At 37.8% G+C, this 25,774-nt stretch carries 27 protein-coding genes; 16 read left to right on the plus strand and 11 right to left on the minus strand.

What is annotated here, in order from left to right:
* Positions 1–14 precede the first annotated feature (14 nt).
* On the minus strand, positions 15–1,232 hold the full coding sequence (locus A3Q34_RS10600) for an EAL and HDOD domain-containing protein (RefSeq protein ID WP_070375330.1): 1,218 nt from the start codon (positions 1,230–1,232) through the stop codon (positions 15–17).
* A 336-nt stretch (positions 1,233–1,568) separates the two neighbouring features.
* Between A3Q34_RS10600 and rpoH the strand changes: the two genes are divergently transcribed.
* Positions 1,569–2,432, plus strand: a complete 864-nt coding sequence (rpoH, locus tag A3Q34_RS10605) for an RNA polymerase sigma factor RpoH (protein WP_070375331.1) — start codon at positions 1,569–1,571, stop codon at positions 2,430–2,432.
* Between the two features lie 287 nt (positions 2,433–2,719).
* Complete coding sequence (locus A3Q34_RS10610) at positions 2,720–5,353, plus strand: bifunctional diguanylate cyclase/phosphodiesterase (protein WP_157470948.1); 2,634 nt, start codon at positions 2,720–2,722, stop codon at positions 5,351–5,353.
* Positions 5,354–5,371: 18 nt separating this feature from the next.
* Here the strand turns inward: A3Q34_RS10610 and A3Q34_RS10615 are convergent, their stop codons facing one another.
* The gene (locus A3Q34_RS10615) at positions 5,372–6,394 is read right to left on the minus strand and encodes a hypothetical protein (protein ID WP_157470949.1); all 1,023 of its coding nucleotides are present in this window, start codon (positions 6,392–6,394) and stop codon (positions 5,372–5,374) included.
* Positions 6,395–6,486: 92 nt separating this feature from the next.
* Here A3Q34_RS10615 and tatA point away from each other — a divergent pair, with 92 nt between their 5' ends.
* The 8 genes from tatA to A3Q34_RS10655 all read left to right on the plus strand — a co-directional run bounded on the left by tatA (position 6,487) and on the right by A3Q34_RS10655 (position 12,084).
* The gene (gene tatA / locus A3Q34_RS10620; RefSeq protein WP_070375334.1) at positions 6,487–6,726 is read left to right on the plus strand and encodes a Sec-independent protein translocase subunit TatA; all 240 of its coding nucleotides are present in this window, start codon (positions 6,487–6,489) and stop codon (positions 6,724–6,726) included.
* A gap of 3 nt (positions 6,727–6,729) precedes the next feature.
* Positions 6,730–7,149 (plus strand): Sec-independent protein translocase protein TatB, encoded by a 420-nt coding sequence (gene tatB / locus A3Q34_RS10625; protein ID WP_070375335.1) that lies wholly within the window; start codon positions 6,730–6,732, stop codon positions 7,147–7,149.
* Positions 7,150–7,153: 4 nt separating this feature from the next.
* Positions 7,154–7,909 (plus strand): twin-arginine translocase subunit TatC, encoded by a 756-nt coding sequence (gene tatC, locus A3Q34_RS10630; RefSeq protein WP_070375336.1) that lies wholly within the window; start codon positions 7,154–7,156, stop codon positions 7,907–7,909.
* Positions 7,909–8,385, plus strand: coding sequence for a hypothetical protein (locus A3Q34_RS10635; RefSeq protein WP_070375337.1), 477 nt, complete (start codon positions 7,909–7,911; stop codon positions 8,383–8,385). Before tatC ends, A3Q34_RS10635 begins: the two co-directional genes overlap by 1 nt.
* A 6-nt stretch (positions 8,386–8,391) precedes the next feature.
* Complete coding sequence (locus tag A3Q34_RS10640) at positions 8,392–9,180, plus strand: TatD family hydrolase (protein ID WP_070375338.1); 789 nt, start codon at positions 8,392–8,394, stop codon at positions 9,178–9,180.
* A complete protein-coding gene (locus A3Q34_RS10645) occupies positions 9,180–10,025 on the plus strand; it encodes a GGDEF domain-containing protein (protein WP_070375339.1) in 846 nt (281 codons plus the stop codon). The genes A3Q34_RS10640 and A3Q34_RS10645 overlap by 1 nt, the downstream gene beginning before the upstream one ends.
* Positions 10,026–10,057: 32 nt before the next feature.
* Entirely contained in the window at positions 10,058–11,077 is a 1,020-nt protein-coding gene (gene hemB, locus A3Q34_RS10650; protein WP_070375340.1) for a porphobilinogen synthase, read from the plus strand.
* Between the two features lie 155 nt (positions 11,078–11,232).
* Positions 11,233–12,084, plus strand: coding sequence for a DMT family transporter (locus A3Q34_RS10655; RefSeq protein ID WP_070375341.1), 852 nt, complete (start codon positions 11,233–11,235; stop codon positions 12,082–12,084).
* A 76-nt stretch (positions 12,085–12,160) separates the two neighbouring features.
* Here the strand turns inward: A3Q34_RS10655 and A3Q34_RS10660 are convergent, their stop codons facing one another.
* Positions 12,161–13,699, minus strand: coding sequence for a Ppx/GppA phosphatase family protein (locus A3Q34_RS10660; protein ID WP_070375342.1), 1,539 nt, complete (start codon positions 13,697–13,699; stop codon positions 12,161–12,163).
* 6 nt (positions 13,700–13,705) lie between these two features.
* Positions 13,706–14,968, minus strand: coding sequence for an ATP-dependent RNA helicase RhlB (gene rhlB, locus A3Q34_RS10665; RefSeq protein WP_070375343.1), 1,263 nt, complete (start codon positions 14,966–14,968; stop codon positions 13,706–13,708).
* Positions 14,969–15,145: 177 nt separating this feature from the next.
* On the opposite strand from rhlB, the gene trxA reads away from it, so the two are divergent.
* The 5 genes from trxA to arfA all read left to right on the plus strand — a co-directional run bounded on the left by trxA (position 15,146) and on the right by arfA (position 19,616).
* The gene (trxA, locus tag A3Q34_RS10670) at positions 15,146–15,472 is read left to right on the plus strand and encodes a thioredoxin TrxA (protein WP_070375344.1); all 327 of its coding nucleotides are present in this window, start codon (positions 15,146–15,148) and stop codon (positions 15,470–15,472) included.
* Between the two features lie 214 nt (positions 15,473–15,686).
* Complete coding sequence (rho, locus tag A3Q34_RS10675) at positions 15,687–16,946, plus strand: transcription termination factor Rho (RefSeq protein WP_070375345.1); 1,260 nt, start codon at positions 15,687–15,689, stop codon at positions 16,944–16,946.
* 138 nt (positions 16,947–17,084) lie between these two features.
* Positions 17,085–18,587: a 4-hydroxy-3-polyprenylbenzoate decarboxylase gene (gene ubiD, locus A3Q34_RS10680; RefSeq protein WP_070375346.1), complete on the plus strand. Its 1,503-nt coding sequence runs from the start codon at positions 17,085–17,087 to the stop codon at positions 18,585–18,587.
* Between the two features lie 53 nt (positions 18,588–18,640).
* The gene (gene fre / locus A3Q34_RS10685) at positions 18,641–19,336 is read left to right on the plus strand and encodes an NAD(P)H-flavin reductase (protein ID WP_070375347.1); all 696 of its coding nucleotides are present in this window, start codon (positions 18,641–18,643) and stop codon (positions 19,334–19,336) included.
* Between the two features lie 76 nt (positions 19,337–19,412).
* Positions 19,413–19,616, plus strand: coding sequence for an alternative ribosome rescue factor ArfA (gene arfA / locus A3Q34_RS10690; RefSeq protein ID WP_070375348.1), 204 nt, complete (start codon positions 19,413–19,415; stop codon positions 19,614–19,616).
* Positions 19,617–19,716: 100 nt separating this feature from the next.
* Here the strand turns inward: arfA and A3Q34_RS10695 are convergent, their stop codons facing one another.
* Genes A3Q34_RS10695 through cyaY form a run of 7 tightly spaced genes read right to left on the minus strand, consistent with a single transcriptional unit; the run spans position 19,717 to position 25,485 of the window.
* Positions 19,717–20,145, minus strand: a complete 429-nt coding sequence (locus A3Q34_RS10695; RefSeq protein ID WP_070375349.1) for a hypothetical protein — start codon at positions 20,143–20,145, stop codon at positions 19,717–19,719.
* 53 nt (positions 20,146–20,198) lie between these two features.
* Positions 20,199–20,837 carry a GNAT family N-acetyltransferase gene (locus A3Q34_RS10700; RefSeq protein WP_070375350.1) on the minus strand — a complete coding sequence of 213 codons (639 nt, stop codon included), beginning with the start codon at positions 20,835–20,837 and terminating at the stop codon, positions 20,199–20,201.
* On the minus strand, positions 20,834–22,078 hold the full coding sequence (locus tag A3Q34_RS10705) for a heme biosynthesis HemY N-terminal domain-containing protein (RefSeq protein ID WP_070375351.1): 1,245 nt from the start codon (positions 22,076–22,078) through the stop codon (positions 20,834–20,836). Before A3Q34_RS10705 ends, A3Q34_RS10700 begins: the two co-directional genes overlap by 4 nt.
* On the minus strand, positions 22,078–23,487 hold the full coding sequence (locus tag A3Q34_RS10710) for a uroporphyrinogen-III C-methyltransferase (protein ID WP_070375352.1): 1,410 nt from the start codon (positions 23,485–23,487) through the stop codon (positions 22,078–22,080). Before A3Q34_RS10710 ends, A3Q34_RS10705 begins: the two co-directional genes overlap by 1 nt.
* On the minus strand, positions 23,480–24,238 hold the full coding sequence (locus A3Q34_RS10715) for a uroporphyrinogen-III synthase (protein WP_070375353.1): 759 nt from the start codon (positions 24,236–24,238) through the stop codon (positions 23,480–23,482). Before A3Q34_RS10715 ends, A3Q34_RS10710 begins: the two co-directional genes overlap by 8 nt.
* Positions 24,225–25,160, minus strand: a complete 936-nt coding sequence (hemC, locus tag A3Q34_RS10720; protein ID WP_070375354.1) for a hydroxymethylbilane synthase — start codon at positions 25,158–25,160, stop codon at positions 24,225–24,227. The genes A3Q34_RS10715 and hemC overlap by 14 nt, the downstream gene beginning before the upstream one ends.
* 4 nt (positions 25,161–25,164) lie before the next feature.
* Positions 25,165–25,485 (minus strand): iron donor protein CyaY, encoded by a 321-nt coding sequence (gene cyaY / locus A3Q34_RS10725; protein ID WP_070375355.1) that lies wholly within the window; start codon positions 25,483–25,485, stop codon positions 25,165–25,167.
* Between the two features lie 81 nt (positions 25,486–25,566).
* Between cyaY and lptM the strand changes: the two genes are divergently transcribed.
* Positions 25,567–25,773 carry an LPS translocon maturation chaperone LptM gene (lptM, locus tag A3Q34_RS10730; protein ID WP_070375356.1) on the plus strand — a complete coding sequence of 69 codons (207 nt, stop codon included), beginning with the start codon at positions 25,567–25,569 and terminating at the stop codon, positions 25,771–25,773.
* Position 25,774: the final 1 nt, after the last annotated feature.

Here is a 25,774-nt window from a genome sequence, read left to right on the forward strand (position 1 = left end):
TATTAAGTGTCGGTTTAAGTTCCACAGGCGATCATTTCGTCTGCCCATGACAGTGAGTCTTTATAAGCTTGAAAACAAAGCTCACTCTCTAAGGTAATTCTCTTGGCAATTTTTTCACCCTCTGCCCATAAGCCTTGTTCAATGTTTCTTACTAAGGACAAGTAATCTCCAAGGTCACACTGCTCGCCTCTTAATGCCGATTTTATCTCTTGATGAATAGGTAATACACCTAATACGTATTCTAATTCATGGTCTAAAATACCATCGATTAACGATAATATACCGGTGAGAAAAGCTTTAGGCGGATTTTCACTTTCAAAACGGCAAAGGGCTATTTTTTCACAAAACTTAGCTCGAGCTAAAGAAAGGCGCATAATTTCAGGATTTTTATCTGAGCTTAAATCTGACAGCGCAAGCAATGCGATAAATTTTTTCAGTTCAACTTGTCCGATATAAGCAAGAGCATGTTTTAACGATGTTATCTCTTGGCTACTACCATAAGTGGGACTATTGATAAAACGTAGTAATTTATAGGTTAAGCCGGGGTCAACGGCAAAAATTTCACTGATTTTATTAATGTTTAACTCTACTTGGCTTGCTTGGCTGATCAGTTCGAGGATGTTTTGTTTTGCCGTGGTGATTTTTCGCTGTTTTAGCATTTCTGGTTTTGCAAAAAAATAACCTTGAAAAAGTGTGAATCCCAGCATTTTTAATCGTTCAAATTGTTGTGAAGTTTCTACTTTTTCAGCTAATAGTGTTACGTTTAGCCCGGCAAGCTTTCTGACCAGCTTACTAATTTCTAGAATGGAAAACTGTAGGACATCAATTTTGATAATGTCTACGATAGGGTAAAATGGAGCCCACTTTTCATCAAAGTCAAAATCGTCTAAGGCTAATTTATAACCTTTCTCATGAAGTGACTGGCAAGCAGCTAATAGCTCAGGGGTTACCGGAACGTCTTCTAAAATTTCTAATACCACATTTTTGGGATCAAGGAAGCTTGGAAAGTGAAAAATCAAGGTATCAGCATGAAAGTTAATATAAGCGGGTAGATCACCAGTGACTTGCTCTATACCTAAGCTTAAATGGTTATTAGTTAGTATGTTAGATGTTGCTTGGTTAGGATCAATATCAGGAAAACTGTTACTTTTACCATCACGAAAAAGCAATTCATAGGCAACAACATTTTGTTTAATATCTAAGATGGGTTGACGAGCAACATATGAGTACAAATTATGACCCTCTAAAATTCATTTATAAGTTACTTAAATACAATTTATAAGTTACTTAAATACATAAAGTAATAGCCACATCCTTGTTAAATTACATCTTAATAAAAAAGCTAAGTTATTGTTTTGTAAACTTTAAGTGCTTTCTGATGCTTTTATGTTAACAAATGTACACAAAAAAAGCAGATAAATTTACGGGACTGAGTTGTTTCGTCTTGTGTTGTAAGGTAATGTGTGATGCGTTGCTCGCCTACACGGTCGATGTATGCTATTATAGCGAGCTAGAAAGTTAAAAATTATTTAAGAGTTATTAAAGAGCGATAAAGAGGGGTTTTTAAAATGAGTAAACCGATACAATCAATGGCGCTAACAGTTCCACGTAGCGGTAGTATTGAATCTTACATGCAGTCTGCTTACGGCATTCCTATGCTTACGGCAAAGCGTGAGAATGAACTCGCCACTCGTTTATATTCAGAAAATGATTTACAAGCGGCACAAGAGCTTATTATGTCGCATTTACGTTTTGTTATTCATGTAGCAAAAGGTTATGCAGGTTATGGTTTACCTCAAGCAGATTTAATTCAAGAAGGTAACGTTGGTTTAATGAAAGCTGTTAAGCGTTTTAACCCGGAAGTGGGTGTACGTTTAGTGTCGTTTGCTGTTCATTGGATAAAAGCTGAGATTCATGAGTTTGTGTTACGTAATTGGCGTATTGTTAAAGTGGCAACGACCAAGGCACAACGTAAATTGTTTTTTAACCTTCGTAAAAACAAAAAACGTTTAGGTTGGTTCAGCAACGACGAAATTAATAATGTTGCAGAGACTCTAGGTGTTACACCTAAAGATGTTTTAGAGATGGAATCTAGAATGAGTAATCAAGATCAGGCTTTTGAGCTGTCATCTGACGATGTTGATAATTCCGCTGGTGGAGGTTACTCCCCCGCATTATATCTTGAAGATCATCAGTCAGATCTCGCAGTTCAGGTTGAAGATGAAGATCACTCTTCTCATGCTAATAAGCGTTTATCTAATGCCTTAGTTATTCTTGATGAACGCAGCCAAGATATTATAAGAACCCGTTGGTTAACTGAAGATAAAACGACGTTACAAGATTTAGCTAATAAGTATCATATTTCTGCAGAGCGTGTCAGACAGTTAGAAAAAAATGCCCTCAATAAACTTAAAGGCTCAATGGCTGCTTAGTTATTGGATAATGTCTGTACCAACAAAAAAACCGATTTACGTCGGTTTTTTTATGCCTGCTTTTTGTCGACTTTATCTTTTGCGCTGATATTAACTTGCTTATGTTAATGATTAACGTTCATTCGTCCCTTTTCGGTAAACGTTGCGCAACCCGTCAATTATAGTGTACAAAAAATAGACATATACTGTATTGATCTTATCAATTCAAATAAGGTACTAGCCAAGTGATATTAATTTGGTAGACTGACTGCTTAAAAATAATACTAATAACTAACTATGGAATCGCCTTGACGGAATTAAAGGCAAAGGAAGACATTCTGGCATTACGTCAGCTTCCCAAATTAAAGTCTCTACTTAAAAAGTATCGGCAGGTTAAAACCATGCAGTCGGGTTTGTTGCAGTTGTCTGAATTGGCAAGCACAGTAACCGATATGGCAACCTTTTATGCTGAGCTTAAATCGGTGATTAAAACATTATTAATTACCGATAGTTTTCATATCACCCTGATCAATTCAAAAGATAATCTTGAGCTTGCTCATTGCCACAACCCTGAAGAAATTCGTTTACATGATCATTTAAAAGTTGCTGACTGGCGAAAGTGCTTAACAGGTATGGTTTTTGAAAGTGAAAAGCCGATGCATTGCTCTGCTAAAGAACGCCTCGCATTAGCAAAATCAGGCGATATTTTTCTTTATGGTTCATCCTGTGTTGATTGGCTTGGTGTTCCCCTTAGACGTGGCAGTCAGGTTATTGGTGTTCTGGCATTACAAAGTTACGATGATAAGCTTTACTTTGATGAATATGATTGTCAGTTGCTTGAATTTATTGCCTTGCATTTAGTGACCGCTATTGATCGTGTACGTAGTCGTGAATTATTAGAAGAAAGTATTTTACAGCGTACTGAAACGCTAACCGAAATGAATAAGCAGCTACAAGTTGAAATTGCTGAGCGTAAGAAAGCGGTAAAAATGCATAAAGCCTTACTATCAATTTCAGAAATCACGGCTAATTCACAAGATATTGATTGCTTTTATCGAGCTATCCATCAAGAAATCAATACTTTATTACCCGCAAAGAACTTATATATTGCTCTGTTAGACACGGGTGATAACAAAGATAGTTCTATCGTGACTTTTCCCTATTATGACGATGAAAAAGTGCATACACCTCTGCCTCGAATGCTAGGCTTTGGGCTGACAGAATTAGCGATAAATGCTGTTGCACCGACATTAATTACCGAAAATGAAGTCTTTTATTTATCTGAGCAAGGCGAAATAACGAGTGAACCGCTGACGATAGATTATCCTAAAAATAAAATGCCACGAGCATGGCTTGCTGCACCACTAATGGAAGACGGCAAGATATTTGGCATTTTAGCTATTCAGCATTACCAAGATTCGCAAGCCTATCAACAAAGTGACCTAACCTTAATACGTTTTATTAGCCAGCACGTTGATACCGCTATTTTACGTAAGCGTTCGCAAGCTGAAATTAAAAAGCACCATGAAAAATTAGAAAATACGGTTAATCAACGTACCCAAGAGCTACAAGCGAGTAATTTAAATTTGCGTATGCAAATTGATGAGAGACGAAAAGCAGAAGCACAACTTTACTATGAAGCACATCACGATGGTCTAACAAAATTGCCCAATAGAGCGATGTTTTCAGACCGTTTGAGCTATGCATTACGACATTTAAAGCGTCATCCCGATCAACGCTTTGCCGTGTTATTTATCGATTTAGATCGCTTTAAAATGATTAATGATACATTAGGACACCATGCTGGAGATGAGTTTCTTATTGAGATAGCACTAAGATTACAAGACTGTGTCAGAGATAATGATATTTTAGCGCGTCTAGGGGGAGATGAATTTGTTATTTTGCTTGATTCACTACAATGTCAAGATGATATTGAAGAAGTTGCCTCACGTATTATTACCGCTATTGCCAAACCGTTCAGTTTAGGTGGTCATACACTTTACTCTAATGCCAGTATAGGTATTGCGCAATGTAGCAGTCATTATAAGGATTCTCATGAAATTTTACGTGATGCTGATGCTGCTATGTACCAAGCGAAAAACTTAGGTCGTGGTCGTTATGTCTTTTTTGATGAAAGCATGCGAGAAAAACTTATAGCAAGTATGACTTTAGAGCAAGAATTACGCGTTGCTATTACCAAGAGTCAATTTGAACTGCATTATCAGCAAATATCTAACTTAACGTTAACGAATACCATTGGTTTTGAAGCTTTATTACGTTGGCAGCATCCAACTAAAGGCTTATTAACGCCAAGTGAATTTTTATATATGGCCGAAGAAACCGGCATGATATTAGACATCGAAGCTTGGGTTATTAAAGAAGTTAGTCAACAATTAAAAAGCTGGCAACAAAATACCGAGTATTTTGATGCTTTTATTGGTATTAATTTATCAGGACGTCACTTAGTTCAAGCGAATCAGCTCAATAAGTTGATCAAGCAAATTAAAGACGCAGGCATAGAGCCTCACCGTTTAATTCTTGAATTTAATGAATCTGCATTTGCTCAACAAAGTGAATTAGCCCTGAAGAACTTACGTCGATTAAAAGATTTTGGGGTTAAACTCGCTTTAGATGATTACGGCGCGGGTTCATCGTCATTAAATTTCTTACACAGCTACCCGTTTGAATTTATCAAATTAGACAGAAGTTTTGTTCGTACGCTGAATACTAATAATAAAAATCTGTCGTTAGTCAAGGCCTTGCATGATTTGGGCAGTAACTTTGGCTACCATTTAGTCGCTGAAGGAATCGAGTCAGAAGAAATGTTGAAAAAGTTACAGAACGCCGGTTGTGAATTTGGTCAGGGTTTTCATATTAGTCGACCGATAAAAATGCCACGAATAATAACCGAAAGTGAGGGTATCGTTAAAGTTAGCGCCTAATTTTTCGTTAACAATTAATTATATTTTACTAAAAAAACCTTCGATGCGTAGCGCAATTCCTGGTGTGGTGGTGTAGTTATCCTCTTTTGACCACTCTAAAAATGGTTCCACTTCAAAAAACAACCATTTTTCTAGTGCATTGAATCGATAACGATAACTCAGCGTATATTTGTCGGTAAAAAAACCATATTGACCATTACGCTCACCTTCAACTTGCAAACCAACAACGGAGGCCGTTGTTGAATCTAGTTGATTTAATTGATAAAAACCGTGTTTCCATCGGATGCCACTAAATGATTCAGAGCCGCGAATAGTATAATTGATCCTGTATTGTGATCTTTCATTATATTGATAATTATATTCAAGAAATAACTTGGCTCCAAGACCATCACCTAAAAAGTAATAGGTTGAAGGTTCAACTTTAAAACCATGCTTTTCATTGAAGGTATACAACTTGCGCTTACGTATTTTTATAAAAATATCACCGCCTGAAATTCCTAATCGAGTATCGACTAAGCTATCGCTCTTCTTTTTAACCACATAACGTAAGGCAGCGGCGAAGCTTTCTTCATTTATTTCTGGCCGAGTACCAATGCCATCGAGGGGTAACTGGCCGTCTTCAACGTCATCCTCATCGGAAAGAATCAAGCTCATCTTATCTTTAAAGTGAGGTAACTTTACTTTTAATCGAAAACGAGAGTCAAGCTCCGCCAAATGACGTGCTTTGGGTATCCAGCCAAAACGTATTTTGGCTGTTGCTTTAGGTTCAATTTGTTGGCTATCAATATCGGTAAAAAAACTATCGAACCAAGTCGCCGATTGATAAACGGAATTAGCGATGGTGTCGTGTACGTCTTGACCCCAGTCATCGGGCACAAGTGTGGGCACAACATGCCTTTGTGGATGTTTGATAGGTTTTACTATTTGCTTTTCAGTGTCACTGTCCATGTTTTGATCTTGTCTAGCATTACTCTGAAAAGTAGTGAAGGTAATGCTGATCATCAACAAGCAACTCAGATAAATAAGGTGCTTTTTCTGCAAAGTTTGTCCTATCGCATTATTTTGTCTATCAAAGGATGATTTTTCATTTTAAAACTTTATAATGAATCCATTGTAAATAATAGGGGTTTATCATGGGAAATATGGGTATTTGGCAATTATTAATTGTTGCGGTCATTATAGTGTTGTTATTTGGTACAAAAAAATTACGTAATCTAGGTGGAGATTTAGGCTCTGCGGTTAAAGGTTTTAAAAATGCTATGACAGATAGTAACGCTAAAAAGGAAGAAGAAAGTGCAGAAAATATTGCTGATAAGTCTGTTACTACCGACACCGAAGATAAAGTAAAAACAAAAGAAAAAGATCAGGCGTAAGCGATGTTTGATATTGGCTTTTGGGAGTTGTCGCTGATTGCGATAATAGGTATGATCGTTTTAGGTCCAGAACGTTTACCTGTTGCGATTAGAACGGTGCGCGGTTGGATAAGTGGTGTTCGTAAATTTAGTGATAGTGTAAAAACCGAGCTTACCGAAGAATTACGCATACAAGAATTACATGCTAATTTGAAAAAAGCTGAACAAGCGGATATGAAAAATCTATCACCTGAGATTGCTGAATCATTAAAAACATTACAAGAAGCTGCTGAGATGGTCAATCGTCCTTATCAATTAGATAATGAGCCTGAAAAAGTTGACTCACAAAGTAGTGTCTCAGAAAACATTGAAAAAAATGATAAGGTGACTGAAGAAGAAGCAGTCACTGCTAACCTTTCATCTTCACAAGAAAATAAAAAGTAACACCATGAATCCATCTCCAGCAAGTAGTTATACTTTATTTGATCATTTACTCGAATTACGCAGCCGATTGTTGAACGTTGTGGTGGGCGTTTTGGTTGTCTTTTTAGGCTTATTCTATTTCGCTAATGAAATTTATGAATATGTTTCCAAACCCTTAATGGAAACCTTACCTGAAGGGGGACAAATGATCGCAACCGATGTTGCCTCTTCTTTCTTTGCTCCTTTTAAATTAACCATGGTACTTTCTATTTTTATTGCCATGCCCTTTATTCTTTATCAAATTTGGGCTTTTGTCGCGCCTGGCTTATATAAGAATGAAAAACGCTTGGTTATTCCACTGATGTTCGGCAGCACCTTGCTATTTTATGGTGGTATTGCTTTTGTCTATTATGTGGTTTTCCCAATAATTTTTGCTTTTTTTACTTCTGTAGCCCCTGAAGGGGTAAATATTGCCACCGACATTACCAGTTATTTAGATTTTGTTCTAAAGTTATTCTTTGCCTTTGGGATTGTTTTCGAAATACCCATTGTTATTATTTTACTGTGTTGGACCGGTTTTACGGATCCCGACAGTTTGCGTGCAAAAAGACCTTATGTTGTCGTTGGTGCGTTTGTGGTTGGCATGTTATTAACACCGCCTGATATTATTTCACAAACATTATTGGCAGTACCCATGCTGTTATTATTTGAATTAGGCGTTTTTATAGCTGCGTTATACCAGAAAAAACAAACTGATCATCAATACAAGGAAACTGAATAATGCTAAAAAAAGTCGGTCTATTAATTAGCATATTGCTTGTTTTTTCAACCAGTAGCTACGCTGAATCATTAAGTAATAAATTAGAGCAATGTGTTAAAGTTCAAGACGATTTATCGCGTCTAAGTTGTTTTGATAGATTATCACTTGCCTCTAAAAATACAGACGAAATAAAAGAACCTCTTACACAAGCTCAAAAAGAATCACGTTTTGGTGGCTCTAAAATAGAGAAGAAAAAACGACAAGAAAGTGGGGACAATTTAGAAAAAGTCATTTATACCGTTGCAAAAATTAATAAAAGCATCAGAAAAAAATTAACAATATATTTCGAGAATGGCCAAGTGTGGAAACAAAATGACACTATTACATTGCGACTGAAAAAAGAAGATAAAGTCGAAATATCTGCAGGCATGTTAGGTTCATTTTTTTTGAAAAAAATCAATACCAATAGAGCTATCCGTGTAAAGCGAATTAAATAATATAATATGATAGACGTTGGCGTAAATTTAACGAATGCTCGTTTTGATAAAGACCGCGATGAACTCATCGCGCGGGCTAAATCTGCCGGTATTAGGGCTATGTTAGTTACCGGAACTAATATCGCTGAAAGTCATAAAGCTTTAGGATTATCTGCACAATATCCAGATTATCTTTATACCACAGCGGGTATACATCCCCATGATGCCGATAATGTCAGTGATAACTATTTAGATGACATTCGATTATTAGCTAAAAATAAAGCGGTAAAAGCGATTGGTGAATGTGGCTTAGACTTTAATCGTAATTTTTCTGCTCCCAAGCAACAAGAAAAAGTATTTGCTGAGCAAATTTCTTTAGCAGCAGAGCTTCAGCTTCCCCTTTTTCTTCATCAGCGCGATGCTTTTTCTGCATGGTTTCAATTACTCTCACCTTATCTAAACTCTGTTCCTGCCATGGTTTCTCATTGCTTTACCGGTAATGCTAATGAGTTAAATCAATGCTTATCAGCCGGTATGTATATTGGTATTACCGGATGGGTGTGTGACGAACGTCGTGGAAAACCATTACAAGCGCTTATTCCATCAATTCCATTAGATAGGTTAATGATTGAAACAGATGCGCCATATTTAACACCTAGAAACATTAAGCCTAAACCAAAAAGCAGTCGCAATGAACCAAGCTATTTACCTTACGTCATAGAAAAGCTTGCCCAATTGTATCAATGCCATAGCGACGACATTATTAATGCCACCAGTGCAAATGCGCGAAAAGTTTTCAACTTAGGTGAATGTTAATGATTTCACTCTTTAATCGGTCAATTTCTTACCTTTTGATCGTTGCAATATTAGTGGTGATGTTATCGATAATTCAGTTAGTTGTGCAATTTTCATCGCTGACCTTATTGTTATTAATAATGGCTCTATTTATGGCGTTGTTAGTATTTTTACAAGAAAAAAACACTAAAAACTCTCTTGCTAGCAATGCAACAGATCAGCACGTTGAAAACGAAGCTCGAGATAACGATGAGCTTGAAAGTAAAGTACAAGAGCGTACTTTAGAGCTCAATATTGCTTTGCAAGAACTCGAAGAAGTTAATAAAGAGTTAGAAGAAAAGAATACGTTAGACGACCTTACTGGTTTGTATAACCGTAGATTTTATGATCAAAAAATACTCGCTGAATATCGACGTAGTCGCCGTAACTTAACGCCCTTGAGCATAGTGGTTATTGACATCGATCATTTCAAAAAAGTGAATGATACCTATGGTCACTTAGCCGGTGATGAATGTTTAATCGCAGTTGCTGCTTGCATTAAAAGTTGCTTGCGACGAAGTGCAGACATCAGTTGTCGTTATGGCGGTGAAGAATTTTGTTTAATTTTACCTGAAACTGATAGCCAAGGGGCATTAGCACTGGCTGAAGAATTAAGGGAGAGTATTGCTAGCTGTCAGGTTAGCTACAATGACACTATCATAAGTCTAACCATTAGCTGTGGTATTAGCACTTATTTACAACAAAAAGATGTTCAAGCCGAGCATCTTTTTGCCGCAGCAGATCAAGCCTTATATCAAGCAAAACATAATGGTCGCAATCAAGTGATACAACAAGACTTTGTCAAAGCTAGTGATATTAACCGCTAACTTATCAACTTTATTTATATAGGAAGATTTTTATGAGTAACGCTTTTGGGCAATTTCCTGCCCGCAGAATGCGCCGTATGCGCCGTGATGATTTTTCGCGTCGCTTAATGTCAGAAAATCAATTAACCGTTAATGATTTAATTTACCCGGTTTTTGTTCTTGATGGCGAAAATCAGCGCGAAGCTATAGCTTCTATGCCAGGTGTTGAGCGTAAAAGTATTGATTTATTATTAGAAGAAGCGCAAGAACTGGTTGATTTAGGTATTCCTGCGATTGCTATATTTCCTGTCACTCCTGCAAATAAAAAGTCATTAATGGCTGAAGAAGCTTATAACCCTGAAGGATTAGCTCAACGTACTGTTCGTGCACTTAAAGCAAAGTTTCCTGAATTAGGGGTAATAACCGATGTTGCTCTTGACCCTTTTACGACCCATGGACAAGACGGCATTCTTGGCATAAAGGGTAAAGATGAAGGTTACGTATTAAATGACATTACCAAAGAGATTTTAGTTAAGCAGGCGTTGTCTCATGCTCAAGCGGGTGCTGATGTGGTTGCCCCTTCAGATATGATGGATGGTCGTGTTGGGGCAATTCGTCAAGAATTAGAAAAACATGGCTTTGTAAATACGCGAATTTTAGCTTATTCAGCAAAATATGCTTCTAATTATTATGGTCCTTTTCGTGATGCTGTTGGCTCTGCAAGTAACATTAAAGGCGGTAATAAATTCTCATATCAAATGGACCCAGCAAACAGTGATGAAGCATTACATGAAGTTGCTCAAGACATTGCTGAAGGTGCAGATATGGTCATGGTAAAACCGGGTATGCCTTATTTAGATATTGTGCGCCGAGTAAAAGATACCTTTCAAGTACCAACATATGCTTATCAGGTGAGTGGCGAATATGCAATGCACATGGCAGCCATTCAAAATGGCTGGTTAGCTGAAAAACCCTGTGTTATGGAAGGTTTACTGGCTTTTAAACGTGCGGGCGCCGATGGTATTTTAACTTACTTTGCTAAAAAAGTGGCTTACTGGTTAAAAGAACAATAATGTTATCGCCCGATCTTAAGGGTGCCGATTGTAAAAATCTTACTTTGCAATGCTATAAGTAGATAGTAAAAATATATAGGCAAACGACTTATTCTATTAGCTGAGCTATTTTAGCTGGTAGAATAGCTTGTTTAATTTTACTAAGTCGAGCATTAATGCCCAGTCACAAACAGTCATTATTTTCACTGCATAGTGCGGTGTTACTTTTCGCTATATCGGGTCTTTTTGCTAAGTGGCTAAATATGCCAGCCAGCCATATTGTTTTTGGCCGTGCTGCTTTTGCGGCGGCAACTATTGCGCTTTTTGTTTTACTGATAAGAAAGCAGTCTCTAAGGGTTGAAAAGTCACTACTATTGCCCCTTGCTTTTACCGGTTTGGTTTTAGCTTTTCATTGGGGTAGTTTCTTTTATGCTATTCAGGTATCAAGTGTCGCAATTGGCTTGATCACTTTTGCAACTTTCCCAGTCTTTGTTAGTTTTCTCGAACCCATGCTGTTTAAAGAAAAATTCCATTATAAGGCGTTATTGCAAGCCTTACTCACGGTTGTTGGTATCTTGTTTATTCTACCACTTGACCATTTAAGTGCAGGGGATATCGATGGTGTTATATGGGGAATGACATCGGCAATGAGTTTTGCTTTGTTAACACTGTTAAATCGAAAGTTTGTTGCCAAAACATCGGCTAAAAAAGTGGCCTTCTATCAAAACGCTTGTGCCACGGTATGTTTATTACCCTTAATGTTTTTATATCCGATCACCATATCTTACCAACAGTTGTCGGTATTAATTATTTTAGGTGTTCTTTTCACGGCAGTTGCTCATACCTTATTTAATCATTCCCTAAAGGTGGTTAAAGCGCAAACAGCGAGTATTGCAGTAAGTTTAGAGCCTATCTACGGTTCTATAGCTGCGTATTTTCTTTTAGGTGAACAAATAACGCTCATGATGGTGATTGGTGGCAGTATTGTTATTTTTACCAATCTTTGGGCATCTAAAACCAATAGTTAATGATCGCTAAATATTGATATGTAAGTGTGTTATTGGGCTTCCCAGAGCAGATATCAAACAAACAATAAATGAATGGTTATTTAAGGTCTTCTTGAGTCTCACAAAAGATGTTAAATGATAAATGAAGCTGTGTTAAGTGAGCACTTTCTTGGAGCAGTTCGTCAGCGATAAGTGGGTGTGCAGCAAGCCAAGTCGTTGGTAAACATAAATTGATAATGTCATCACGGGTACTTTTAATAATAGCGGTTTGATAATCGGGTAAAGCATCATCTTTGCGGCGTCGACATAAAATGATGGCTAAACGTAAAATAACTAACAGGTAGCTGGCTTGCTGAAAATTTACTGCCGTTTGGTTTTCTAGCAAATCGACATCAATATCACCTTTGTGTAACCTGACCAAGGTGACGAGTAATTGTCGTTCAATTTGATTAAACCCAGGTAAGTCAGCGTGTTGTAATATGTAGGCACCATGCTGCTGATGTTGCTTAAACTCTAATAACAAACCAATTTCATGTAATTCACAGGCAGCATTTAATAATGCTAAGCTGTTTTCTTCATCTAATGACCAAGTTTCTTTATAGGTGTGAAATAAACTTGTCGCTTGTTTTTGAATTCGTGCAGAATGTTGATTATCAATATGAAATTTTTCAGTGAGAGAATTAATCGTACTTTGGCGGATACTCATATCTACCTTTTTAGGCAGCATGCTGTAAAGTAAACCTTCACGCAAAGCACCACTTGATAACTGAATGTTCTCAATGTTGAAGCTTTCAATAACGGCAATTAAAATAGCGACGCCACTGGCTATAACGGGCGATCTTTCCTGGCTAAGCCCAGCAATCTTAATTTCACTGATCGTTTTACATTGTATTAGCTGTTGTTGAACCGTCTGTAAAAAAAGCAGGTTAACACCAGTGCTCTTATGGTTAAATTGTTGCATTTCGGTCAGGGCTTGCATGGTGCCAGAGCCACTTAACACTAACTTCCAACCTGTTTCTTTAAAACGGCCAACCAAAGGAAAGATTACTTTTTTTGCTGCCGCTATAGCAAGAGCAAAATTTTCAGTCGTTAATTTATTATCAGAGAAATAAAGGCTATTAAAAGTGACACAGCCAATATTTAAGCTTTCGACTTGCTTAGTCACAAAACCATCACCTAAAATAAGCTCAGTACTGGCACCGCCAATATCAATAACAAAGCGTTGTTTAGCACCACAACTGGTATGTGCTACCCCTAAATAAATATTTTTGGCTTCTTGTTTACCACTGAGTAGCTTTATTTTTTGTCCCAAAATTTTATTAGCTTGTGTTAAAAATTCTTCACTATTTTTAGCAAGACGCAGGGTTGCTGTCGCGACAATACGGACGTTTTTTTGAGGAATATCTTGCAGCCGTTCAGCGAAAAAGCTTAAACATTCAAGGCCTCGAGCAATCGCGGCTTGGCTTAGTTGGTTGTCTGAATTTAAACCGGAGGCTAAACGAACTTTACGTTTAACTTTATCAACCACCTGGACGCTATTAGCTAGCTGTCGGGTGATCAACATATGAAAGCTGTTTGAACCTAAATCGATCACCGCATAAAGAGGTGTGGAAATCTCAGTATGGGTGATCGTCATAGTCGTCTAGTGGCGACGCTGGTTGTTGCCACCCGTTCTGCCACGATTTTGTCCACCATTTTGAGGCTTATGGCGACGAGGACGAGGCTTAGGAGTAGGAAAATCAGTTAATAATGCATCTTGATTATATTTACTTACCGGCAAGGCATGTTCAATATAGGTTTCGATAGGAGGTAAGTTAAAAACATAGCCTTCACATGCGAAACTAATGGCATGACCTGTTGCACCAGCACGGCCAGTACGGCCTATACGATGTACATAATCTTCACAATCATCAGGTAAATCATAATTAAATACATGACTTACGCTAGGAATATGCAAACCGCGCGCGGCTACATCAGTGGCAACTAAGATATCTAGTTCACCGGCACTAAATTGCTCAAGAATTTTTAAACGTTTCTTCTGAGGTACATCGCCAGTTAATAAACCAACGCGGATGTTATCAATTTCTAAATGTGAATAAACTTTTTCACAAACATGCTTAGTATTGGCAAAGATGATCGCTTTTTCAGGCCATTCTTCTTCAATTAATGTTTGTAACAAAGCCATTTTATCTTCGTTAGAAGGATAAAATAACTCTTCAGAAATTCGAGTATTTGTTTTTTGTTCTGGTGCGATTTCAACACTTTCTGGCTCATTCATGTGTTCAAATGCAAGTTCTTTTACACGAAAAGATAAGGTTGCTGAAAATAACATGCTTAAACGTGCTGTGGCGGCAGGCATACGATTAAACATATATCTGATATCTTTAATGAAACCTAGATCAAACATACGATCGGCTTCATCAAGCACAACAACTTCAATATTGTTAAGGTTATAAATACCTTGTTTCATATAATCGAGCAAACGACCACAGGTACCAATAAGAATATCTACACCAGCTTCAAGCTCTAAGCGTTGGCTTTCATAGCCTTCACCACCATAAACTACGCCTAAGCGTAAGCCAGTGCTTTTTGCCATTTCTTTAGCATCACGGTGAATTTGTACCGCTAATTCACGTGTTGGTGCCATGATTAAGGCACGCGGTTGATTATGCTTTGGATCTGGCTTTTGTAATAAGTGATGAAAGGTTGCAGCTAAAAAGGCGATTGTTTTTCCTTCGCCTGTTTGTGCTTGGCCTGCAATATCAGTACCTTTCAATAAAATGGGTAAAGATTGCTCTTGAATTGAAGTGCAATACTCAAAGCCCATAGCGTCAAGACCTGCGACAACTTTAGTGTCGAGGTTAAGTTCTGAGAACTTAGTTTCAGTTAAGTGTGTTTTATTCATGCGCACAGCTTAACAGGTTATATAGTTAATAAAAAACGGTATCGAGTAAATGTATTCATAAATACTCAATTAATGTTAGAAATAGCCAACAGTTATAAGATCAAAGTTGGTAATTCATAATGATGGCGTTATAATCCCCACCAATTGGCAAAATGCCACCATTTAACGGAGATAGAAATGAGCGATAGAATTGTTCAGTTAACAGACGACAGTTTTGATACTGACGTAATTACCGCCTCAGGCCTTATATTAGTCGATTTTTGGGCTGAATGGTGTGGTCCTTGTAAAATGATTGCACCTTTATTAAATGACATTGCAGAAGAATATGCAGGTCAAGTAACTGTTGGTAAATTAAATATCGATCAAAATTCAATTACTCCACCTAAATACGGTATTCGTGGTATTCCTACGTTATTGTTATTTAAAGATGGCGCAGTCGCTGATACTAAGGTCGGCGCATTATCTAAAACTCAATTAAAAGAGTTTATTGATAATAATTTATAAGTTTTCAAAAAAAGGTTCGTATTTACGAGCCTTTTTTGTATATATTAGCTTATTAATTAAAGAAGAAAGCCATAGATCAAATTTTGATCCTTTACCTGATTAAATTTTAGTGCTAAATTTAGCTTTCTAATGAACCACATTTCAAACCAAACTCCAATTTCAATGATGCCAACAGGCAAACTCACTTCAATATAAATAGTTAAAGAACCCCACTATGAACCTGATCGAACTTAAAGAAAAACCAATAAGCGAACTTGTCGAGCTTGCCGCATCTATGAAGCTTGATAATTTAGGCCGCAATCGTAAACAAGACATAATTTTTGCTATATTAAATGCCCATGCCGAAAACGATAATGATATTTTTGGTGGCGGTGTTCTAGAAATTTTACAAGACGGCTTTGGTTTTTTGCGTTCTTCAGACTCCTCATATTTAGCAGGACCTGATGATATTTATGTTTCACCGAGTCAAATTCGCCGTTTCAGTATGCGTACGGGTGATACTATTCACGGAAAAATTCGTCCACCTAAAAAAGGTGAACGCTATTTCGCGTTATTAAAAGTAGCAGAAGTTAATTTCGACAAGCCAGAAAATGTTCGCAACAAAATACTCTTTGAAAATTTAACCCCAATTCATCCTGATGAACGTTTAATCATGGAACGTGGTAATGGTTCAACTGAAGATATTACCGCACGTGTTTTAGATTTAGCTTCTCCAATTGGTAAAGGGCAACGTGGTTTAATTGTTGCTCCACCAAAAGCGGGTAAAACATTATTACTACAAAACATTGCGCAAAGTATTGCTCATAACCATCCTGATGCCGAGTTAATGGTATTGCTTATCGATGAACGTCCGGAAGAAGTGACAGAGATGCAGCGCTTGGTAAAAGGCGAAGTCATTGCATCAACGTTCGATGAGCCAGCAAACCGCCATGTACAAGTAGCTGAAATGGTTATTGAAAAGGCTAAGCGTTTAGTTGAACATAAAAAAGATGTTGTTATTCTACTTGACTCAATTACACGTTTAGCTCGAGCTTATAACACGGTTATTCCATCATCAGGTAAAATTCTTACCGGTGGTGTTGACGCCAATGCTTTACACCGTCCAAAACGCTTTTTTGGTGCCGCGCGTAATATTGAGCACGGTGGTAGTTTAACGATTATCGCGACAGCTCTAGTAGAAACCGGCTCTAAAATGGACGAAGTTATTTACGAAGAGTTTAAAGGTACCGGTAACATGGAATTACACCTTTCTCGTAAAGTGTCTGAAAAGCGCGTTTTCCCAGCGATTAATATTAATCGTAGTGGTACTCGTCGTGAAGAATTGATCACTAAACCTGCAGAATTACAGAAAATGTGGATTTTACGTAAAATTGTTCATGAAATGGACGAAGTTGGTGCAATTGAATTCCTCATCGACAAACTAGCAATGACTAAAACGAATAACGAATTTTTTGATTCTATGAAACGTAAATAGTTTATTGGTCGCTTATTCACATCCGTGTGATTGCGACATACCGTACATCCTGTACATAAACGCCAGTGTTAGCAATAACAGCTGGCGTTTTTGCTTAAAACACTGTCAAACTATTAAGCGGATGAGTGATTTAAATTTATGAAATATAGTGACTTAAGAGACTTTATAAAACAGTTGGAAAAAATAGGCCAGCTCAAGCGTATTTCCCAACCTATTTCTACAGATTTAACGATGACCGAAATCAGTGACCGTACGCTACGTGCTGAGGGGCCAGCGTTATTATTTGAAAACCCCGTCGACAAAAATGGTGTACCACATGGCATGCCAGTACTAACTAATTTGTTTGGTACGCCTGATCGTGTTGCCTTGGCTATGGGACAACCTGATGTGCGTGCTTTACGTGATGTTGGTAAATTACTTGCCATGTTAAAAGAGCCTGAACCTCCTAAAGGTTTTCGTGACGCGATAAGTAAAATCCCGGTTTATAAGCAAGTCTTAAATATGCCGGTAAAAATGATTAAAAAGCCGTTGTGTCAGCAAGTTATTATTGAGGGTGCCGATGTAGATTTAAATAAACTACCTATTCAAAAATGTTGGCCAGGTGATGTTGCTCCTTTAATTACTTGGGGGTTAACGGTTACACGAGGTCCTCATAAAGAACGTCAAAATTTAGGTATTTATCGACAGCAATTAATCAGTAAAAATAAAATTATTATGCGTTGGTTATCACATCGTGGTGGTGCATTAGATTTTCAAGAATTTAAGCAAACCAATCCAGGTGAAAAATACCCTATTTCTGTTGCTTTAGGTGCAGATCCTGCCACTATTTTAGGCGCGGTAACGCCTGTTCCTGATACCTTATCAGAATACGCTTTTGCTGGCTTACTACGTGGTGCTAAAACAGAAGTGGCAAAATGTATTAGTAACGATTTAGAAGTACCGGCGACGGCTGAGATTATTTTAGAAGGTTATCTAGACCCAGCTGAAGTTGCTCCAGAAGGACCATACGGCGATCATACCGGTTACTATAATGAAGTTGATAACTTCCCTGTGATGACGGTAACCCATATTACTCATCGTAAAGACCCTATTTATCACAGTACTTATACTGGCCGTCCACCAGATGAACCCGCCATTTTAGGTGTGGCATTAAATGAAGTGTTTGTGCCTATTTTACAGAAACAATTTCCTGAAATTCAGGACTTCTATCTACCACCCGAAGGTTGTTCATATCGTTTGGCGATTGTTACTATTAAAAAGCAATATGCTGGACATGCAAAACGCGTAATGATGGGTGTTTGGTCTTTTTTACGGCAATTTATGTATACTAAGTTTGTTATTGTTTGTGACGATGATATTAATGCTCGTGATTGGAAAGATGTAATTTGGGCAATGACCACGCGGATGGATCCAAGTCGAGATACAGTATTAATTGAAAACACACCGATTGATTATTTAGACTTTGCATCTCCTGTGTCTGGTTTAGGTTCAAAAATGGGTATGGATGCAACAAATAAGTGGCCAGGTGAAACAAATCGCGAATGGGGTGAACCTATTGTGATGACCGAAGAAGTTAAAACAGATGTTGATAATATTTGGGATGAACTTAATATATTTCCAACAACTGATAAAAAGAATTAGTAACTGTTATCCTGAACATGTTTTAGGATCTGAATAATGAAAGGTTTAAATAAATGAATAAAATTAAGTGTCAGGTAGAATCATTAACATCTCTGACAGAGTTTGTTTATAAAGTGCTATTAAAGCCAAGTGAGCAAATCGATTTTCAAGCCGGCCAATACTTAAATTTTGTGATGAGTGAGGATGATAAACGTCCATTCTCTATTGCCAGTGCACCCAATGCTGAATTAATTGAACTACAAATTGGTGCTTCAGGTGCTGACAGTTACCCAATGCAAGTTATTGAACATATTAAAGCCAACAATACCGTTACTGTTGAAATGCCACTAGGCAATGCGCAGCTGCGCAGTGAAAGTGAACGTCCGCTTTTACTTTTAGCGGGAGGTACAGGGTTTTCTTATATAAAATCTATGTATGAATTGTTAGCGTCACAAAGGTCATCGCGAAAGATTACTGTTTATTGGGGTTTGCGTGATCAAAGTGCTTGTTATGAACTAGAAAAAACAGCTAAAATTATTGCAGGTCTAGAGAATGGTACTTTTCACCCGGTGGTAGAGAACCCAGATGACAATTGGCAAGGTCAAGTTGGCATGGTTCACCACGTTGTGATGAAAGATATTAAAAATTTAGCCGATTATGATATTTATTTGGCCGGACGTTTTGATATGGTAGGCGCAGTTCGCACCGACTTTTTAGCGCAAGGCGCCTTAGTTGAACATATGTTTGCTGATGCTTTTGCCTATATTTAATATCAGATAAAGTTTTTAAATGAATGACCGATAAAGCCATCATACCGATGGCTTTTATTATTGAAGAGAAAAATTAATGAGTAAAAACAAGCAGGGTCAAGTATTGCAAAATACTTTAGCAACAGACTTAGGTCGAGGGAAAATCAAAGATAATTTTTTCGCGGCTCTTGTCACATCGAAAGTTTACAAACTGCAGGTGGTGCAGGCTAAAAAAGGTAAAGGTTCATTCAAACGTAGCAACAAACATCAAGGTAGAGAACCTTATTTAATGAATGCTTAGTACGTTAGTATTTATTAAATAGGGCTTTGTGAAGATAGTCATCATGGCGTGGGTGCTGATGACTATGTTATTTTTTATAATGACTGACTAGCTTAAGTGGCTATTGATTCGCGATTCGATTGATACTTAAACCATCAATTAAAAAGCCATGACTCGCTAACCAAGTTGATGCATCTTCAGCATTGGTAAACACTTGCCGTTCATAAGACGCATCGGTATGCGGTATTAGCCTTTCTAATTGCATTTCTTTAGCAGCGCTCTCTGTGTAAATATGACAATCTTTGCTGCAACCATTGTTCTTGAACCACTGGCAATGTTCTTCAATATGTTTATCAATTGCAGGAACACCGAATTCCCAATCCTCAAAAGAAGAAACAATAGCCCAAGGACTACCTTTAAGCGGGCTTGTTTTAGCACGAAACTCTTTAACATAGGCAATAATAGCCTCTTCGTTCCAAGTGCCAGAAAACCATTGCACAACAACATTGCCACAAACTTCAATTTTCCATTCTCCGTGAATGCTAAACATAGTGGGCCTCTTTTATTTGCTTTCGATATAAGGTGTTTAAGCTCAAAATATTTTTAGACTGAGTCTTTTAATATACTTTGTGGGCTAGCAACAAAGATTTGATAGGGTAAAGGCTCAGCCAGTAAATTTTCGTCGACAGCAAACTCAACGAAGCCACTTTCAGTAAAAAAGTGAGTAAGATCATCTATCGCCACTTTTTCAGTTTGTAAATCAGCCGCTTGATAATAAGCTTTAATACCTTCATCCTCACATTCATCGGCATCAACAAAGAGATGCATAGGCATGCTTAATACCGTAATAGATTGAGCTTTTTGATGATGTTTAACAATCTCTCTAAGTAGGTATTGCCCAATCGCTTGTCTACGATATTGTGGCAGAACACTGATCGCTTCTAGTAAAATATGTGTTTTAGCTTTTTTGGTTTCAGCAGTAATGCTTAATTGTTCACATAAGCCCTGCTCGAGGTTTTGGCCTTTAAAATAAAGGTTAAGTGGAATTTCCCAGTCAGTATCTTCGTTGGCTAATAAAGTATAAGAGCCAACAGCATCACGGTGTTTATTAAGGGTGATTAGCTCAATTTCAGCTTTAGCAATAATATCGCCTTGCTCGTTTTTTATATTGATTTCTTGGCATAATTGCCAATCAAAAGCACCAGCAATTTCAGGTTTTTTAAAGTCGACTGTTAAATTCATTTTTGTTCGTTTCCGTTATTTATAGCTAAGGTATTATTCTTAAAATTGTCAATTTGACCTACAGCTTTATTTAATACTTGATTGGCTTTTTTATATTCGCCTTGCTGCTCTAATACTTGAGAGAAATTCAGTAAATCAATAACATCGTATTGTGTACCTGCTAAATTAACCAGGCTATTAAAGGCTTTTTCTGCCATCGGCAGTTGTCGAGATTTTGCGGCTAAATTAGCTAAACAACTTAACCACTTTCCGCTGTGAGGATCATTATGTAACTGTTTTTGAACGGCACTGATTAATTCATCAGTAGCCGAAATAGGTAGCTGGCGAATATTCTTTAAAAAAGTATCGTCTGCGCCTTTTTTAATCACAGGTAATAATATTTTATTGAGTGGCTCAGTAATTTTGTGCTCGGCTAATACTCGACAGTAAGCCCAGAGAATAACTTCATTATGTTTTAATTTGCGAGTAAGTTTGTGCCACCGTTGTGCCAATGAATCGTTATTTTCTTTGCGTATTGTTTCATTAAAAGCACCGTAGAAAGCGCTTGCTTCCCATAGTGCTATTTTTTCATTTGTAATGGCTTTTTGTTTACGGGCTGAAACAAGTTGCTCTATCACATAATCAAAACGTTTTTCTTGCAAGCTTAAGATGATCTCTAAGCTTAATAACCTTGCATCATGACCAATTTGTTTGTGATGCTTATCAATAATACTCCGTGCCTGTGCAAAGTCTTCCTGAGAAATTAATAACTTAATCGTCACGAGTACTGATTCTAAACCCGAGTCTTTAACGCCATTGTCTTCTTGCGCTAATAAAGCTAAGTAGTGATTCGTGTTTGATCGCAGCGATTGTTTTGACGATGCTGCAGCAGCCAATAGATAAGACGTATGAGTAAATCTTGAGGGTTCAGCCGCTTTAGCAAACAAATGCTCTGCCTGTTGGTTGTCCTCAAGAATAAAAGCAGCAATGCCGCGATTAAAGTCCCTTAAACCTCGACGGCGATTAGCAAAAGCAATTTTGTTCCAGCCGCCAAAACCTAAACGTAGACTGCCACGCACAAGTGTCATCGATAACCCTAAGGCGATAAATAATAGCGTTAACATAATACATGCCATTACTACGGTTGATTCTATGGTTAAATCGCCCATCGCAATTAAGATATAACCTTTTTCATTTATTAGCAGTGGGCTAATAGCAACCGCAGCAAAAAATATTAATATCCACAGTATTAATTTTTTCATTATAAGGCCTCATTCGTGCTGTTAGGCTGCACTTTTGACTCTTGTGGTGCAACTTCTTCAGGTAGTGTCTTAGATGAGCCATTAAGTGCTTTTTCTTTGTCTTCGGGTAATTTATCAGGCATTACTTGAGGCGTTAATGAATCAAGTGTTGGTTTTAAGGGCGTTTCTGCTAGCACTTTACTCATCGCTTTTAGCGATAAAAGCGTACTGGGGTAATCATAAGTGATTATCTTACCTTTTAGTTTTTGAATAGCTTGATAAAAGCTTTGATTTTCAACTTTTTGCATATCAAAGTATTCTGTTAACCATAGTTGAATGTCATTTAAGGTTTGATTATAAATTTTCTGTTTTTTCTCTGTCACTGCCCACTGAGCTAATTGTAACTTTAAGCTAAGGTTTTCAATAAGATTTTGTTGATGTTGTGGCGACATTAATGGCTTTACATTACCGCTACTTCTGCGGACAGTAATAAAATCAGCAAGAATTTTTTGCCATGTTTTTGCAAGATTTTCTCGCCAATCATTGGTGCTTTCAGATAATGTGAAATCACTGTTCTTGTTGTCATTATCTGGAATTTTAACCATAGCCAAGGGTAAGTTTGCCAGTTGATGACTCATCGCCATTAAGGTCATAACGGTATCTTCGTTGTCTACAACAGGTATTAATGTTAACTGTGCGATGTCTTGACGAATTAATTGACGAATAGGTAAAAACTGCGGATCTTTAAGTTCTTTGAGGCGCATATCAGCATCTTTTAGCAAGCCAATTGCTGCTCTTGTATCTTGCTCTAGCCACATCGTGCGAGTGGCAATACGAATAAGGTACTCTGCTTCGTGTAATAACCAATCACTGGGTTGATTTTGTGATAATCGTTCAACAGCCTTTTCAAGTTGAGCGATTTTAACTTGGCTGTCTGTTGTTATTGTTGCAATCTCACGGTTTAAACGTTGTGAAAACATGGTTTGTTGCTGAGCAAATAACTGCTTAACTTTTTGCTCACTACTGGCCAAACTTTGTTGGGTTTTTTGCTCACTAGTAGCTAAAATTTGCTGAGTTTGTTGTAATAATTCTGCCTTGCTCTGTGCTTGTTGCTGCATATCCCAGTAATATAAACCGCCGACACCAACACTTGCTGCTAAAGCTATGATTAAGGAAACTACGGCAGTCTTAGATAATTTTTGTTTATGCATCTTTGTATCATTCGCCACCGATGGTTTAGCTTTTTTTTCTGAGGTTTTAATGGCTGGTTTTTTCTCGTTAACCACAGCTGAGTCTTTATTTTTTTCCGGGGACTTCTGCTCTTCACTCGAGGATGCTAGTGAAATAGAAGTTGAAAAACCTTGCTCTGACTTTTCGTCAGTCGCTTTTGTTTCTGAAGTATTTGACTCGTTTAGCTTTTTATCAGTCATTATTTTTTCCATATGAAGTGATTGCACTAAGCATGGCTTGATCATTAGCACCGTTAGCATTAATGATATTGAGTAATCCTAGTTGTTTCGCTTGTTCGGCAATGCGCTCACTAGCGACAATCCATAAACAAGTAGTTTGCCAATAACTCTCTGAATGCTTTATTAAGTGTACTATGCTTTCTAGCAAAGCGTTACTGGTTATGACAATACAATTTATTCGCTGATTTCGCCATTGTTGAACCTGTTTTTGCGTGACGGGAAGCCAGACTTTTTTATAGCTTTCTAAATAGTGAACCTCGGCGCCTCGCAAGGTGAGTTGCTGGGCAATATGCTCTCGACCACCGTCACCACGAACAATAATAATGGTTTCGCCACTGATTATTTTTTCATCGAGTATATTAAGTGCTAATAAACCTTCGCTGGTATGAAGTTCAGGGGAAACAGCACTAAGCCCTTTTGCTTTTAAAGCGTTTAGTGTTGCGCTACCGATAGCAATAACGCGTTTTTGTTGCCATTGAGAAAAATCAACAGCGCAATGAGCAAACTCAACCGCAGCGACACTGACAAAAATAACAATGGCTTGCGGATATTGTTTGATGAGCTTTTTAGTGGTGATTTTACAAGCAAGTGATTGATAATCAAAGAACGGTTGGCAGTGACTGTCAATGCCGATACTTTTTAACTGTTGCGCTAAAGCACGTCCTGCTTTTTCAGGACGTGTGATTAAAACGTGTGTGTTACTGTTGTGCATAAACCTGACGCAATATTTTATCAGCGCCTTTTTCAAGGAGTTGCTCAGCCAGTGTATTACCTAGTTGTTCCGCATCTTTGCTCTCACCGGTTATTTCACTGGTCAGTATTTCACTACCGTCAGTTGCGCCCACTAAACCACGTAAAAAAACTTGACCATTGTTTTGAATGACAGCGTAGCTCCCAATAGGGACCTGGCAACCACCTTCTAAAGCGCGGTTCATCGCTCGTTCTGCTAACACCCGAATACGGGTAGTTTCACAACCCAATGGCGCCAGTAAAGCTTTAAGGGCTTCATCGTTGGTTCTACATTCAATTCCGACAGCACCTTGTCCGTTTGCGGGCAACATGACCTCGGGTTCAATAAACTCTTGAATTCGTTCAGGCATCGCCAAACGTATTAATCCGGCTGCGGCAAGTATAATGGCATCATATTCGCCATTATCTAATTTTTTTAAACGGGTATTTACGTTACCGCGCAAATCACGAATGTCTAAATCTGGGCGCATGGCTTTAATTTGGCATTGACGACGTAAACTTGAGGTACCAACAACAGCACCCTGTGGCAGTTCGGCTAAACTGTTAATGGTGTTGGAGACGAAGGCATCACGAGGGTCTTCACGAGGACAAATTACTTCTAAGCCTAGCCCTTCAGGAAATTCTACCGGGACATCTTTCATTGAATGAACCGCGATGTCAGCACGGTCTTCTAACATGGCAACTTCGAGTTCTTTAACAAATAAACCTTTACCACCGACTTTAGCTAAAGGTGTATCTAAAATAATATCGCCTTTGGTGGTCATGGGAACAAGTTCAACAATAATGCCAGCGTGGAAATGCTCTAATTGTGCTTTTACATATTCGGCTTGCCATAAAGCGAGTGCACTTTTACGTGTGGCAATGCGTACGGTTGTTGTGCTCATTAAATTATCCTGCGCTAATAGTTATTTCGGTGTCGGCCTGAATACTGATCGCTTTTGATAAGAATTGCCAAAGTTCGCCACCACCACGTTTGTCTGTCCATTGGCCATCTTCACACTGAAAATGATGACCATTAAATTTAGTTGCTACCCATATTTCCTGCAAGGGTGCTTGTTTATTAATGATGACTTTGCTGCCACTTTTAAAGGTCAGTGTTAACATGCCACCCACACCCTCATAATCAATGTCGGTACCACAATCTTCAATGGCTTCTTCTATTTGAAGAATAATTTCATCGGCAAGTAAATTGTATTGGCTGTCGTTCATTAATGCTTCCTTTTCTAGCGCAATGAAATTTATTCATCTTTGCTAGCTATTTGTTGGTCATGAGATTATAAAACGTCTATCATGAGAAAAAAATCGAATAAATCAAGTATGCGTAAACAAAATTCAATTATTTTAGCGTTTTTTATTATATCAGTGCTTTTAAGTGGATGTGGAATTAAAGGTCCACTAACGCAAAAATCTGTGCAAGTAAAAGTACAGCAACAAACTGAACACGCTAATACACAGCCAAAACAAAACTCACCAGCACCAAAATCGCAGGAAAATTAAT

It is taken from the genome of Colwellia sp. PAMC 20917 (assembly GCF_001767295.1).
In the GTDB taxonomy this organism is placed as follows: domain Bacteria; phylum Pseudomonadota; class Gammaproteobacteria; order Enterobacterales; family Alteromonadaceae; genus Colwellia_A.

What these genes read in the sequence shown, in the direction of transcription:
- tatC (WP_070375336.1), top strand. Translation starts at nt 7,154, where the DNA reads ATGAATCCATCTCCAGCAAGTAGTTATACTTTATTTGATCATTTACTC.
- A3Q34_RS10655 (WP_070375341.1), top strand. Translation starts at nt 11,233, where the DNA reads ATGCCCAGTCACAAACAGTCATTATTTTCACTGCATAGTGCGGTGTTA.
- A3Q34_RS10635 (WP_070375337.1), top strand. Translation starts at nt 7,909, where the DNA reads ATGCTAAAAAAAGTCGGTCTATTAATTAGCATATTGCTTGTTTTTTCA.
- hemB (WP_070375340.1), top strand. Translation starts at nt 10,058, where the DNA reads ATGAGTAACGCTTTTGGGCAATTTCCTGCCCGCAGAATGCGCCGTATG.
- lptM (WP_070375356.1), top strand. Translation starts at nt 25,567, where the DNA reads ATGAGAAAAAAATCGAATAAATCAAGTATGCGTAAACAAAATTCAATT.
- trxA (WP_070375344.1), top strand. Translation starts at nt 15,146, where the DNA reads ATGAGCGATAGAATTGTTCAGTTAACAGACGACAGTTTTGATACTGAC.
- ubiD (WP_070375346.1), top strand. Translation starts at nt 17,085, where the DNA reads ATGAAATATAGTGACTTAAGAGACTTTATAAAACAGTTGGAAAAAATA.
- rhlB (WP_070375343.1), bottom strand. Translation starts at nt 14,968, where the DNA reads ATGAATAAAACACACTTAACTGAAACTAAGTTCTCAGAACTTAACCTC.
- A3Q34_RS10710 (WP_070375352.1), bottom strand. Translation starts at nt 23,487, where the DNA reads ATGACTGATAAAAAGCTAAACGAGTCAAATACTTCAGAAACAAAAGCG.
- A3Q34_RS10705 (WP_070375351.1), bottom strand. Translation starts at nt 22,078, where the DNA reads ATGAAAAAATTAATACTGTGGATATTAATATTTTTTGCTGCGGTTGCT.
- tatB (WP_070375335.1), top strand. Translation starts at nt 6,730, where the DNA reads ATGTTTGATATTGGCTTTTGGGAGTTGTCGCTGATTGCGATAATAGGT.
- arfA (WP_070375348.1), top strand. Translation starts at nt 19,413, where the DNA reads ATGAGTAAAAACAAGCAGGGTCAAGTATTGCAAAATACTTTAGCAACA.
- A3Q34_RS10645 (WP_070375339.1), top strand. Translation starts at nt 9,180, where the DNA reads ATGATTTCACTCTTTAATCGGTCAATTTCTTACCTTTTGATCGTTGCA.
- A3Q34_RS10695 (WP_070375349.1), bottom strand. Translation starts at nt 20,145, where the DNA reads ATGTTTAGCATTCACGGAGAATGGAAAATTGAAGTTTGTGGCAATGTT.
- A3Q34_RS10660 (WP_070375342.1), bottom strand. Translation starts at nt 13,699, where the DNA reads ATGACGATCACCCATACTGAGATTTCCACACCTCTTTATGCGGTGATC.
- A3Q34_RS10715 (WP_070375353.1), bottom strand. Translation starts at nt 24,238, where the DNA reads ATGCACAACAGTAACACACACGTTTTAATCACACGTCCTGAAAAAGCA.
- A3Q34_RS10640 (WP_070375338.1), top strand. Translation starts at nt 8,392, where the DNA reads ATGATAGACGTTGGCGTAAATTTAACGAATGCTCGTTTTGATAAAGAC.
- cyaY (WP_070375355.1), bottom strand. Translation starts at nt 25,485, where the DNA reads ATGAACGACAGCCAATACAATTTACTTGCCGATGAAATTATTCTTCAA.
- rho (WP_070375345.1), top strand. Translation starts at nt 15,687, where the DNA reads ATGAACCTGATCGAACTTAAAGAAAAACCAATAAGCGAACTTGTCGAG.
- tatA (WP_070375334.1), top strand. Translation starts at nt 6,487, where the DNA reads ATGGGAAATATGGGTATTTGGCAATTATTAATTGTTGCGGTCATTATA.
- hemC (WP_070375354.1), bottom strand. Translation starts at nt 25,160, where the DNA reads ATGAGCACAACAACCGTACGCATTGCCACACGTAAAAGTGCACTCGCT.
- A3Q34_RS10700 (WP_070375350.1), bottom strand. Translation starts at nt 20,837, where the DNA reads ATGAATTTAACAGTCGACTTTAAAAAACCTGAAATTGCTGGTGCTTTT.
- fre (WP_070375347.1), top strand. Translation starts at nt 18,641, where the DNA reads ATGAATAAAATTAAGTGTCAGGTAGAATCATTAACATCTCTGACAGAG.
- rpoH (WP_070375331.1), top strand. Translation starts at nt 1,569, where the DNA reads ATGAGTAAACCGATACAATCAATGGCGCTAACAGTTCCACGTAGCGGT.